This window comes from Longicatena caecimuris, from assembly GCF_018406465.1.
GTDB lineage: Bacteria > Bacillota_I > Bacilli_A > Erysipelotrichales > Erysipelotrichaceae > Longicatena > Longicatena caecimuris.
In genome coordinates this window covers 202,173-214,744 of record NZ_AP024510.1, presented here as the reverse complement: position 1 = coordinate 214,744, position 12,572 = coordinate 202,173, and the positions used below count along the sequence as shown (strand labels likewise).

The following is a 12,572-nucleotide window of genomic DNA, read 5'->3' as shown; positions in this document are numbered from 1 at the left end:
GATAAAGCAATCTTCTTTACCAACAATAAAGCATTTGCTTATCCAACACCATACCATAAAAAATGGCAAGAATATCTACCCTTACGATAACAAGAATCCCTTTTTATTGTGATAAAACCCATCTTTTCTTTTTAAGAATATCATATTTGAATATCTGCGTATATAAAAAGCGCCCTACTGAAAGGACACTTTACGATTGCTCTTTATAATAATTGAAAAGCATTGACAGCTTCCATTAAACCATCATGATCTACATCACTGCATACATGCATGACTTCTTCATGGAGATGCTCATTGGCGTTGCCTAACAAAGCACTGTTTTCCACAAAACGAAACATTGCTAAATCATTATTACTATCACCGAACACATAACAGTTTTCAATATCAATATTCAGCTTATCCATAATGAATTGAATCCCGGTTGCCTTAGAATGACCTTTTAAAATCAACTCTGCACAATGCTGCCCACGGTCAATATATTCAAAGTTTTGGATGATAAAATCATGAAATTCCTGTTCCTTATCCAAATCCTGATAACTGACAAACATCTTCACAAAATCATCTTCCAAATCATCTACGGACTTCATCACCATATTGGCATCATGATAACGCTCCAACAAATTTAATAATCTAGGTGATTGAATGCCATGTGTCATATATAAAGCATGCGTTCCCTCAAAGAAGGCATCGACATGACACGCAGCAACCTTTTGGATGATTGCCTCATATAATTGCTTATCAACATCCACATCATACAGCACTTTATCATGGTATTCGATATAACTGCCGCAACCTAAGATTTGTCCGTCAAAATCCAATTCAGATATGATTGGGTCAAGGATTGCTTTTGTTCTTCCCGTGTTCAAAAACAATAAATATCCTTTATCTTTCAATTTATTCAATACTTTGCGTGCACTCTTGGGTATCGTATGTGTTTCATCAGAAATGAGTGTACCATCATAATCAAAAAATAGCGCTTTTTTCTTCATTACATATCTCCTGTTATTTCCTGAGAGCATTTTAACACAGACCTTTCGCTTTCTCAAGTGTTGAGGGAACGCTGTTGAAAACCTTTTGTGAGGCAAAAGGCATAAACACTTGATAACCGTACCATAAATATTAAGAATAAAAAAACAGAAGCAGCACGCCTATCTACTTCTGTATATTTTTATGATTCTAGCTTCTAAACAAGGCTTCCAACGATTTATCTTTAACGATGGATTTGTGTTTCTAATTCATCGAGACGACGATAGGTATCCACAAATTCGTCACAGAGAATCTTAAAGCTCTCAGCACTCATAAGCTGGTCTTGCGCATGGGTCAATAATAAATTTACCTCTACATGGTTGCCCCCTGCTTCCTCTTGGATCATGAGTTGATGAATCCGATGACCTTTCGCATACATTTCATTTCCTTTACGCACAAGCTCATTGCATCCCTCATAATTTTTACTTTTTGCTTCCTGAATAGCCTCAATGTAAAAACTTCGTGCCTGTCCTACAGATGAAATGATTTCCAGGATATCTAATTCAGATGGTTGCATCGCATTCATCTCCATTCATGTTTTCTGTTTATTCATTGTACCATATCCCTTATCTGAATTCACTAGAAAATCGTAAAATTGCTAAATTTGTAACCGTTATCTTGTAAGAGTCACACCTTATTCTGATAATTGCCAGATGGTGGATTCCTTATAATCTTTGTGTGTTTTCGTCTTAATACGAACATCTTCATTGGCTAAATGTTCAATCGGATAATAAATTTTGTGTTCTTCCTTTAAATCAGCTCTTGTTAAAGCTTTGACGATTTCACTTGCTTCACTCAATTCTTTAATACTGCCATCTTCTTGTAATACTAAAATATTATGAGGATTATCCTGAATAGAATAAGGTGAGTAAGGGCGCTGAGATACTGCATCGCGATATACATAATAAGTAGGATCATATCCCATTGCCGCTACTTTATCACAGATTGCTGTATAATCCTTTTCACTTTCAATTGTTTTATAAGCGAATAATTTACGATTCAAGATACGATATGCAATGTCACACAAAATTTCATCACCGCAATACAATAAACGGGAAAAACCATAAAAGGCAGCTGGTTCATCCATCTGGTAGAGATCTTCAATATCAGGTTCTTTTTTAAACAAAAAGGGATGAAACATCGAAACTTCACGCAAAACATCCGGATCTTTTTTAGCAACATCCTTCATCCTTTGAAACATGATTGATAATAATGCCTCATAACTGCGTGCCACCGGATGTAAATATACTTGCCAATACATATGATAACGTGCCATGATATAATCTTCCACACTGTGGATGCCACTTTGTTTTACTACAATACGTTCATCCTTTAAACGAATAGTTCTAAGAATGCGCTCTAAATCAAATTTCCCATAGCTTGTCCCTGTAAAGTAAGCATCTCGTAATAAGTAATCCATACGATCCGCATCCAGTTGTCCACTGACAATTTGATTTAGACATTCTTTGGGGTTCTCATACCGAATGATGCTGGCAACATCATTCGGTAATTCGGGATCACAATTGGCTAAAATGCGATGAATTTCACTGTCTTCTAAAATGATCTTAACCGTATATTCCTCATGCTTAAGGGGAGAAATATCCTCAAAGGCATGAGAAAATGGGCCATGACCGATATCATGCAACAAACCGGCCAGCATAACAACTGCTTTGCCATATTCACTTAAAGATTCTGCAATGCTGTCAATTTCATACACCATTCTTCGAACGATTTCATATACCCCCAAAGAGTGTGAAAAACGGGAATGTTCTGCAGTATGATAAACTTGAAAATCACCGCCAAGTTGATGAATGCGACGTAAGCGCTGCATTTCTCTGGCATTGATACAATCCCATACGACTTGTAGATCCACATGAATATAGCCATGAACCGGATCACGCAAGACCTTTGTTTCAGATGTTTTTTGCATACGGTTCCCTCTTTTCTATGATTATATATATTATACTATATTCTAATGCATATGGAGGAGATGTTTTATTATTTAGATGCTGCATAAACTATTGGCTAGCTTTATCTTTTCTTTTTTTAATGATACACTATAACTATTATATCACGATCTTCTTTATATATAGGAGGCAGAATTATGAAACAAATTTTGAAGAAAGAAAAGAGTGTCTTTATTTTTTGTCTTATGTACATCGGTTGGCTTACCGCTTTCCGTTATCTATTTATCAATACCACATCGCAATCTTTATTCGTGTCATTCGGTATTTCTTTAATTTCTTATCTGCCTATTCTTTTACTGGCTTTTACTTGTTATCGTAAGGAAATGAAACAATGGCTGAATTTACAAATGCTCTGGCCCCCTATTATTGGACTTATCGTGTATATCGCAGTTTCTATATTTATCTATTTTCTGCTAGCAAGCGATCTAACCATAGATTCTGCAAGCTTTATTTATACCGTTGTCGAGTATCTACTTATGACCGGGGTATGGGAAGAAATCATGTATCGCGGTATTGTGTATACAACCTTTAAAACAAAGCGCGGTAAGGGTTTTGCCGGGCTTATGAGTTGTATCTTATTTACTGCTGCACACCTTCCTGTGCTTATGAGCGGCCATACAAATGACATCTTTGGGTTTGTGGTGTTAAGCATTCTAATTTCCGTTATTTTCATATGTTTATTTGAAAGAACACATTCTTTATGGCTCGCTATTTTCTGCCATGCTTTATGGGATCTAAACTATAGGATTGCATTCCCTCTTTTTATTTACATAGCCGCAGTGTTGTTACTAGAACAGTTTCTAAAATACAGAAAACGAAAGAATACAAGCAAAAAGACAACAGTATCTTCATCCTATGAAGAAAGATAAAAGCATTGCTTCTGCTTGTCCAAGATTCCTTGCTAAAGCTAGTCCTTCTCTATATAAAATCCATTAGTTAAATAAAAGAACTGCCACAACAGTTCTTTTATTTTCCTTATAGAACAAGCACCCTCTGCATCACACTAGCTTTCCTCACTTTTCCCTTCATATACTCGCAAAGCTTCTAAGATCGGGGCATCTGCTTTTTCGAATGGATACGCATAAATTTCATCTAACCTTACTTTGCATACCTCATGATGCACGCGCAACTTCATTTCTCCACATATTACCTTACATCTATATGCATGTACATGTAACACGACATCTTCACGCACATCATCGATACTTGTCAAATAACCTTCCACCTGACAGGTTAGATTCAGTTCTTCTTTTAACTCACGTAAAATTGCTTCTTCCTTCGTTTCGCCATTTTCTACCTTGCCACCGGGAAACTCCCAGATATTTTCATGTATCCCTTTTCCTCTGCGTGCAATCAAATAGCCATCTTCATCGTGAAGGATGCCGCATACGATTTCCATTGTTTTCATTTCCTAATTCCTCACTGAAATTCACAAAATCCTGTACATTCATTTCTGCTTTTTGACGTATCTCATCAAGATAAAATTCATCATCCTTGCGAATCAACTTCCAGAATTCCACAAAAGAATGTGCTTGCTTATCACCATCAAGCAAGCTGCCATCATCCTCATGAATCGTATAATCAATCATCTTACCTTCTATATAGAACCAAACCATATCTTTACGATCATCTATGTCATCATAGATACCTACAATGGAACGCGATAACAATTGAATATTTTCTAAGATATTCCGCTCCCTGCGAATATCCATCCAATCGAGTTTTGTTTTCCAATTCTCCATTAAAGCATCACTTAAGTATGGTTGAAGTTCTTCTAGGCTTTTTGTTGTCCAAGCATTTTGAACAGCATAAAATATTTCTTCTACTCTTTCATAAATATGGTCTTCATCCCAAATAGCATCTAAATCATCTATTTCTTTTAACAACTTTTTGCTCTGTCTGCTTTTCTTGAATACTTTACTGCGATAAACAAGATAGCTTCCGCTAGTAAGTAACAGTATGAGGGTGATATGAAGTATACCGCCAAAACTGTTACCATTGTCTTCGCTGTTATATTTACTGCTTGTATGGCTCCCATCATAAGAACCTCCGCCTCCTCCAGAGCCACTGCTTCCACCCCCACCTGCTCGCGCACAGACAGGGATTGTCGTCATCATACAAAGCAACAGACAGGTAAATACCAACCATGCTTTTTTCATATCCTTTTTCTCCTTATCTACATTATACAAAAATCATTAACAATTACAATAACTTCCAACGATGCTCCTTCATTATCTTTTAGGTTTGTGATATATTTATACTATACAAAGAGGAGGATTTCATCATGAAAGTAGCTACCATCGGTACCGGATTCATTGTTGACTGGTTTTTAGATGCTGTTAAGCAAAATGAAGGTGTTACATGTGTTGCCATGTATACCCGGAAGAAAGAGCATGCACAAAACCTTGCAGATAAGTATGACATCAAAGACATCTATGAAGATTTAGAAGCAATGTTAAATCGTGAGGATATTGATTTTGTTTATGTAGCTTCACCAAACAGCTTACATTTTCAATATAGCTTACAGGCGATGCAACATGGTAAACATGTCATTTGTGAAAAACCATTTACTTCTAATTGTCGAGAATTTCGAATCTTAGATACCTATGCAAGAGAACATCACTTATTTTTATTCGAGGCAATCGTAACTTCCCATATGCCAAACTATCTAACGCTGAAAGAGAAATTACCTGAGCTGGGAACCATTCGCATGGTACAGTGTAATTTTTCTCAATATTCCAGTCGTTATGATAAGTTTTTGGCTGGTGAGACTCCAAATGTCTTTAGCCCAGCCTTTTCAGGCGGTGCTTTATCCGATATTAATATTTATAATCTACATTTTACGATTGGTTTATTTGGCAAACCTAACGCCGTACAGTATTTCCCAACTATCCAGCGTGGAATCGACACCAGTGGGGTAGCAATTTTAAAATATGATGGCTTTACATCTGTATGCGTTGGGGCAAAAGATACTAGAAGTCGCTGCATGGCGCAGATTCAAGGAGAAAAGGGCTATGCTGTTGTAGAATCAGAAACAAGTAAATGTGCGGTATTAAAAATTTATAAGGATGGCAAAGAAGAAAATCTGACATTGCCGCAAAACGATATCGCATTGTACTATGAGGTAAAAGAATTCAATCGCCTTTTTACGGAACAGGATTATACTACCTGTTACCAAAAGCTGGAGTATTCCCGAACGGTAATGGAAGTTTATGAAGCAGCACGTAAGGATGGCGGCATCATATTTGATGCGGATCATATCGCATGAGTGTCTTTGAAAACGATTGGATGATGCGGCAAATCTCTTCCATGACAAAAATGCTTCGCATGATGTTTTTCCACAAGGCCTCTGAAGAAATCACGGCCGAAGAAGAATTAAAGGACGAAGAGACAAAAGTTTATTATCATACTATTTACCAGCTCATCCAAGAAGACAATTATGCCCAAGCCATGAACTATTTAGTTGAGCATTTCACAGATAAGAATCTGGAATATTTGAAAACAGCCTTGGCTTTCTTTGATTATGTAAACGCAAAAGAAGACAGTGAACTGCGTGCACATGGCTATTCCAAAGATCAGCTATATAGTGATTTGAACTTTATTACTAAGCAATATGGGATAGAACTGTAACTGCCATGATCTAAGCAAAGTTTATATACCATCTACCTTCCTGTATCATGATATCCATGATTATTACATTTAATTAATTATCAATAGATAATCAAAAGCATGCTGTTTCCCACAACATGCTTTTGTTTGATTATTGAGGATATGTTAACTGCTCGATGTGCCAATCCTTAATGACTTCTAAATACTCCTTTGCAATCGTTTTAGCTTTCGTTAAATCATGATTCAAATAGTTTCCACACTCTTTTGATTCTTGGGCTCCCGGTATAGCACCTTCATAACTACTGATGAATTGCATGGTCTTTTGAACAAGGGCAATCGCTTCTGCCTTCGTCATTTTATCACGTACTAAAAAATAAAATCCGGTACGACACCCCATTGGTCCGGCATAGATAATCTCATCTGCATATGCACTGTTGCGTACATAAGTCGCAAATAAATGCTCAAAGGTATGTAAACCGTCATTCTCCAAATATATTCCACCATTAGGGACAACCATTCGCAAATCATAGGTGATGATATCCCCATCGACACGTGAAATATACATGCCTTTTGGCAATATATCATGATTTACACAGAAACTTGTTATTTTTTCCATATCTATCCTTATCTTGTATTATTTAATTAACCAAGAAACAGGTAATTAAATAATATCTTCCTTTCTTGGGAATTCATTAAGCTATATAATTAGCTTAGGGCTGTGGATTTGTATCTATTTTTTTGTGGCGTAGACCATTTAAAGGAGAATCAGACCACAGTTTTTATTTACAAACTTTGATTAGTTAGATAACACTTGATGTTTTATTTCGTACAAGATTAGGTCCGAATAAACAACTGTGATCACCAACAGCCCTTACTTCAAAAGGAGGTATTTCATCATGTATTACGTAGGCATTGATATTGCCAAGTACAAACACGACTGTTACATCTGCACTTCTGAAGGTGTTACTGTCCTTGAATCTTTTTCATTTGATAATTCAAATACTGGATTCAAAGAACTTCAGTCTGCTTTAGACCATCTTGATCATTCCCAACAAATAAAGATAGGCCTAGAAGCAACTGGTATTTACGGAAAGAATTTAAAACTCTTTCTCTCTTCCATTGGCTATGACTTTCATGAATTCAACCCATTACTAGTGAAAAGATTTCATGATTCACTTTCCAATCGAAAAACCAAAACAGATAAAATTGACGCTCGTATCATCGCTTTATATCTATCCACAGGTGCTTCTAGAACCTATCTGTATTCATCATACCACACTCAGGCTTTAAAGCAACTATCTCGTACAAGAAATAAGCTGATTCGTTCTCGCAGCGACCAATACGTTATTATCACAAATGTTCTTGATGTGGAATTCCCTGAATTTAAAGCTTTCTTTCATAACAAACTTAGTGATACTGCTTTATTTCTTTTAAACAAATATAAAACAGTGGATCGTATGAAACGTTTAACTCATCAAGACTGTGTTTTATTACATAATAAATCTCGTCGCATTCCAACTTCTAGTTTTGAAGAACTTCGTGATTTAGCAAAACATACGATTGGGCATCATTTTAACTACAATGATCTTATTCTTTCCTCTGCACTTCAAATCGTAAATACTCTTGAACGGCAAATAGAAAGCATTGAAAAGGAAATCTTAGCTATCATGGAAGAACTGCGTTCTCCTATTGATACGATTCCGGGAATCAGTACGCTTAGTGCTGCGACTATTCTCGGTGAATTTGGTGACTTCTCAAAATTTAGTAATCCGAAACAGCTTTGCGCTTTTTGTGGAGTAGAGCCTGCCATTTACCAATCTGGAACATCTTCTCATAAAGGCAAAATGGTAAAACACGGTTCTTCTCAATTGCGCTATGTCCTTTTTAATGCAGTCCCTTATCTAGTTATTCATAACATAACTTTCCGTGAATTCTTTTATAAGAAACTTCATGAAGGAAAGAATTACCGTGTAGCACAATCACATGTCGTTAAGAAACTTCTACGTGTGATTTATCATTTAGAACTTACTGGAGAATCATTCGACCCAACCTTTCTTTACTAGTCAATTTTATCTAATTTTCAAAGATCAATTTTTGTGCTTTTACCAGCACTTGTTTTTATCATGCTTTTTCAATCTTTTTCAAAAAGGCTTGACTTCTTAATAGTTAGCTCCTTTAAAAAGAAAGCTGCAGAACAGCTTTCTTTACTCTTAATTTACTTCAGAATACTTACGTCTTTCAGGACTCAGATTATCAACGTAATAGCGAATGGTCAGACTTGCCGCACATTTACTTTTATTTTTTGGCTCTACGATAAAGCCATCACCCTCTAACATGCTTTCCAGCATTGCCTTACAGCAAACATTCTGATTTTTCATGCCCGGTTCACATTCTTCTAGTAAATCTTTTGCGTTAACTTCGATATATAACCACTGCTTGTTATGTGCTTCCCATTTTTTATCTTGAAGTACATCTAAGTATTGTTGTTTTTCCCACTTCTTCGTTTCCATATTTCCACGCTCCTTTGCCTTCATATCTTTGTTTTCATATGGTAATTACAAGGCTATTATAGCACGTTTTCACGCTGTGTCAAAAATTCTTTGAAATTCAAGGATTTGCTTTCTATGCATGTGCATGCACCACTTTGATCAAGAAATCTTTTCTTTTAATTTATCAATACACCAATTCGCCCACTTAATTTCATTCTGATAATACATAAATCCATAGGTCATCGTCATCCCCCAATAAAAAGATTCGTTATCTTTATGAATCTGTGCCTCAAAATCAGGTATCTTATTTAAATCCTCATTCATATGATCAATGACCTCCGAGCATTCACGTATATATTTTTCAAGTAAACGCATGGTCTGGTCAATATCAATCTCACTGGAAAAGAAGATTTTAATCAATAAAGGGTTTTTATATTTCATAATATCAGATAGCTCTGCATCTGCCAGCCAGCGATGCAATTCGAGTTTTCCTTCCTCCGTGATATGAAACACCTTCTTATTCGGTTTATCACTCTGATACACGATATCTGAGTCTACCCAATTCTTATCTGTTAATGTCGTCAGCTCTTTATAAATCTGTGAGGTCTGCGCATGCCAAAAAAAGGCAATGCTGGATTTAAAATAACGATCAATGTCATACCCTGTCATATCCGCATAATTCAACAAACCTAAGATTGCATGTTTTAAAGGCATTGTATTCCTTCTTTCTGTTGTCTATATTCCATAATTAGAATACTATACTTTCAGTCACTTTGCAAGTCTTCCTCTTTCTCGTTTTGTTCTTTTATTTCTTGTGCGGAACGATTGCGGATAGAGCGCATCGCTTGGAGAATACGCTCATTATTTTGTGTCAGCAGATCCTGTAAGTTTTGTGTTGTCTTATTCATCAAAAGCTCATAATTATGAATAAACCCTTGGGTTATCTGAGAAATATCTAGCTCATTTAGCTTATTGATCGCTGATAAATTTCCTACTACATCATAAGCCTTACGCAAAGCATCTTTCGGCTGTAATCCTTTTACTTTTTCTAACAACTGCTTAGTTTTTCTACGCTCGATTAAATCTTGAAAAGTAATCGTCTTTATTTCCTCATAATCGATATCTTCGAATAAAGATGTATATTTACTGATATGATAGATCAATACACGATACAATTCTGACATGGATAAACCACTTTCAAAATAATCATCCATTCTGGCAACTAATTTATGCAAACGCTCTTCTTTCAAATTCACAAAAAAATCATTCACAAAATGATAGACAACTTTAGGAACTGCCGTTTTCTTTTCGGCCAACAGAAATGCATTATGACGAAATTCCTGCATAGCATAAAGATTATGATTATGATATAGTTCTTCCATCGTCCCACAAGGAAATGTAGAACGTATATAATATGGTTCTTTCATATGTTCAAAGAAAGATGATATACAATCATTTTCATTTTCAAATATTAATAATTTTCTTTGAAACTCACTATCTTCAATACGCTCCTGATACAGGTTAAAAATATCTTTCGTGATACCCGGTGCATTAAAGCTGACAACGCCTAATAACAACTCTTGTAAATCCCGTCTTTAGAAGTTAGCACCATGTTTCTTTAGGAGCAAAAAAAACAAATGTTAATCAGAGCCCGTATTTATGCGGGTTTTTATGTGCGAAAATACTTTCATATTTTATTTAATTGTGTTATAATGATGGTGCCGTGGTGTATTCATGCCGGAGGTGTTCTTATGGCTTATTTCCTTAAGGTTGCTAAACAACAAAATCGTACCTATTTATCTATTTACGAAAGCTTTTATTCTCCTGATGTTAAGGGAACCAAGCATCGCAGTATTAGAAAACTTGGTAATCTTCAGTCTCTTATTGATTCTGGGATTGATGATCCTATTGCCTACTACAAAGCTGAAGTGGCTAGAATGAATGAAGAAAGAAAACTCAAAAATGCGAATGCAAAGATAAATCAAAGACTTATTGGTGAAGTCTCTCCTGAAAAGTATCTCGGCTATTTTCCTCTTGCCAACATTCTTAACACATTAGATGTAAAAGATCATTTTAACTATATGCAGTCTACTCGCTACTTTCAGTTTAATGTCTATGATATATTCTCATCTCTTGTATTTGCACGTGCTGTAGCACCTTTGTCTAAACACAAAACGTTTCATGATGTACTTCCTTCCCTTTTGAATGAAGTTGACTTCAGCTATGATCAATTATTAGATGCCGTTGAATTTCTGGGGAGTGAATATCAGAAGTTCACTGAAATACTTACGGTAGCTACAGCTGATAATTTTGGTATTGATACAAAACATACTTTCTTCGATTGTACGAACTTCTACTTTGAAATCGATAAAGAAAATGATTTTCAAAGACGTGGCCCATCTAAAGAAATGCGTCATGATCCCATTGTTGGGCTAGGTCTATTACTTGATGCCAATATGATCCCCATCGGTATGAGGATGTATCCCGGTAATGAGTCAGAGAAGCCTATTATCCGCAATATCATCAATGACTTGAAATCACAAAACAACATCAACGGAAGGACTATACAAATCGCAGATAAGGGGTTGAACTGTGCTCGCAATATCATCGAAGCAACAGATAAATGCGATGGTTATATATTCTCAAAATCGGTCAAACAGCTAGTTGATAAAGAAAAGACATGGGTACTCCTTGAAAATGATTTTCATGATGTTTTAGACAGCAAAGGAAATATAATATATCGATACAAATCATGTATCGATAACTACACATATGAATATAAAGACGAAAATGGAATCAAACATTCAAAGACAGTAAAAGAAAAACGTGTTTGTACATTTTCCCCAAAGCTACAACGAAAAAAGTTAATGGAAATCGACAAAATGATTGAAAGAGCGCAAAGATTACGAGCATCAGAAGCAAAGAAAGAAGAGTATGGGGAAAGTGCGAGATATGTAAATTTTGTGGATAGAGATGGTAAAAAAGCCCATACAGTACTAAATGAAGAAAAGATAGATATGGATAGAAAACTAGCAGGCTTTAATCTTCTAATCACTTCCGAATACAAAATGGAAGATCAACAGATATATGAAGCATATCATAATTTATGGAGGATTGAGGAATCTTTCAGAGTTATGAAAAGTGAATTAGACGCAAGACCTGTCTATCTTCAAAAAGAGAATAGTATAAAAGGACATTTTCTTATATGTTATACTACGGTACTACTAATACGACTGTTTCAATTCAAGATACTAAATAACGAATACTCAACAAGTGATATATGTAGTTTTATCAAGGAGTTTAAAGTTGTACAGATCAACGATTCAAGATACATCAACATGACACGTTCTTCTGATTTCATCACCAAGCTTTCAGCTCTATTAAAACAACCAATCACAAATTATTATCTTACCAATAAACAAATAAAAATGATGCATACTCGTTAGCTATAATTTCGAGTTTACACCATTTTTTTACTTTT

General features: G+C 35.6%; 14 protein-coding genes. 5 read left to right on the top strand and 9 right to left on the bottom strand.

Annotated features, from left to right (window positions below):
- Positions 1–203: 203 nt before the first annotated feature.
- The 3 genes from KJS44_RS01025 to KJS44_RS01015 all read right to left on the bottom strand — a co-directional run bounded on the left by KJS44_RS01025 (position 204) and on the right by KJS44_RS01015 (position 2,956).
- Positions 204–989 carry a Cof-type HAD-IIB family hydrolase gene (locus KJS44_RS01025; RefSeq protein ID WP_008691150.1) on the bottom strand — a complete coding sequence of 262 codons (786 nt, stop codon included), beginning with the start codon at positions 987–989 and terminating at the stop codon, positions 204–206.
- A gap of 221 nt (positions 990–1,210) precedes the next feature.
- Positions 1,211–1,543, bottom strand: a complete 333-nt coding sequence (locus KJS44_RS01020; protein WP_008691149.1) for a PTS lactose/cellobiose transporter subunit IIA — start codon at positions 1,541–1,543, stop codon at positions 1,211–1,213.
- Between the two features lie 117 nt (positions 1,544–1,660).
- Positions 1,661–2,956 carry an HD domain-containing protein gene (locus KJS44_RS01015; protein WP_008691148.1) on the bottom strand — a complete coding sequence of 432 codons (1,296 nt, stop codon included), beginning with the start codon at positions 2,954–2,956 and terminating at the stop codon, positions 1,661–1,663.
- Positions 2,957–3,130: 174 nt separating this feature from the next.
- Between KJS44_RS01015 and KJS44_RS01010 the strand changes: the two genes are divergently transcribed.
- Complete coding sequence (locus KJS44_RS01010; RefSeq protein WP_008691147.1) at positions 3,131–3,862, top strand: CPBP family intramembrane glutamic endopeptidase; 732 nt, start codon at positions 3,131–3,133, stop codon at positions 3,860–3,862.
- Positions 3,863–3,996: 134 nt separating this feature from the next.
- Here KJS44_RS01010 and KJS44_RS01005 read toward each other — a convergent pair whose 3' ends face one another.
- Together KJS44_RS01005 and KJS44_RS01000 are read right to left on the bottom strand one after the other, a co-directional pair.
- Positions 3,997–4,401: a (deoxy)nucleoside triphosphate pyrophosphohydrolase gene (locus KJS44_RS01005; protein ID WP_008691146.1), complete on the bottom strand. Its 405-nt coding sequence runs from the start codon at positions 4,399–4,401 to the stop codon at positions 3,997–3,999.
- A complete protein-coding gene (locus KJS44_RS01000) occupies positions 4,361–5,152 on the bottom strand; it encodes a Tim44 domain-containing protein (RefSeq protein WP_008691145.1) in 792 nt (263 codons plus the stop codon). Before KJS44_RS01000 ends, KJS44_RS01005 begins: the two co-directional genes overlap by 41 nt.
- Positions 5,153–5,277: 125 nt before the next feature.
- Between KJS44_RS01000 and KJS44_RS00995 the strand changes: the two genes are divergently transcribed.
- Positions 5,278–6,261: a Gfo/Idh/MocA family protein gene (locus KJS44_RS00995; protein WP_008691144.1), complete on the top strand. Its 984-nt coding sequence runs from the start codon at positions 5,278–5,280 to the stop codon at positions 6,259–6,261.
- On the top strand, positions 6,258–6,623 hold the full coding sequence (locus KJS44_RS00990; RefSeq protein WP_008691143.1) for a DUF6483 family protein: 366 nt from the start codon (positions 6,258–6,260) through the stop codon (positions 6,621–6,623). Before KJS44_RS00995 ends, KJS44_RS00990 begins: the two co-directional genes overlap by 4 nt.
- A gap of 130 nt (positions 6,624–6,753) precedes the next feature.
- Here KJS44_RS00990 and KJS44_RS00985 read toward each other — a convergent pair whose 3' ends face one another.
- Positions 6,754–7,218 (bottom strand): S-ribosylhomocysteine lyase, encoded by a 465-nt coding sequence (locus tag KJS44_RS00985; RefSeq protein WP_008691137.1) that lies wholly within the window; start codon positions 7,216–7,218, stop codon positions 6,754–6,756.
- Between the two features lie 280 nt (positions 7,219–7,498).
- On the opposite strand from KJS44_RS00985, the gene KJS44_RS00980 reads away from it, so the two are divergent.
- Entirely contained in the window at positions 7,499–8,665 is a 1,167-nt protein-coding gene (locus tag KJS44_RS00980; protein ID WP_008691136.1) for an IS110 family RNA-guided transposase, read from the top strand.
- Between the two features lie 147 nt (positions 8,666–8,812).
- On the opposite strand, the gene KJS44_RS00975 is transcribed toward KJS44_RS00980, so the two are convergent.
- The 3 genes from KJS44_RS00975 to KJS44_RS00965 all read right to left on the bottom strand — a co-directional run bounded on the left by KJS44_RS00975 (position 8,813) and on the right by KJS44_RS00965 (position 10,668).
- Complete coding sequence (locus tag KJS44_RS00975) at positions 8,813–9,112, bottom strand: hypothetical protein (RefSeq protein WP_008691135.1); 300 nt, start codon at positions 9,110–9,112, stop codon at positions 8,813–8,815.
- Between the two features lie 138 nt (positions 9,113–9,250).
- A complete protein-coding gene (locus tag KJS44_RS00970) occupies positions 9,251–9,805 on the bottom strand; it encodes a PadR family transcriptional regulator (protein WP_008691134.1) in 555 nt (184 codons plus the stop codon).
- A 50-nt stretch (positions 9,806–9,855) separates the two neighbouring features.
- Positions 9,856–10,668 carry a hypothetical protein gene (locus KJS44_RS00965; RefSeq protein WP_008691133.1) on the bottom strand — a complete coding sequence of 271 codons (813 nt, stop codon included), beginning with the start codon at positions 10,666–10,668 and terminating at the stop codon, positions 9,856–9,858.
- 174 nt (positions 10,669–10,842) lie between these two features.
- Between KJS44_RS00965 and KJS44_RS00960 the strand changes: the two genes are divergently transcribed.
- Positions 10,843–12,537, top strand: a complete 1,695-nt coding sequence (locus tag KJS44_RS00960; protein ID WP_008690300.1) for an IS1634 family transposase — start codon at positions 10,843–10,845, stop codon at positions 12,535–12,537.
- Positions 12,538–12,572: the final 35 nt, after the last annotated feature.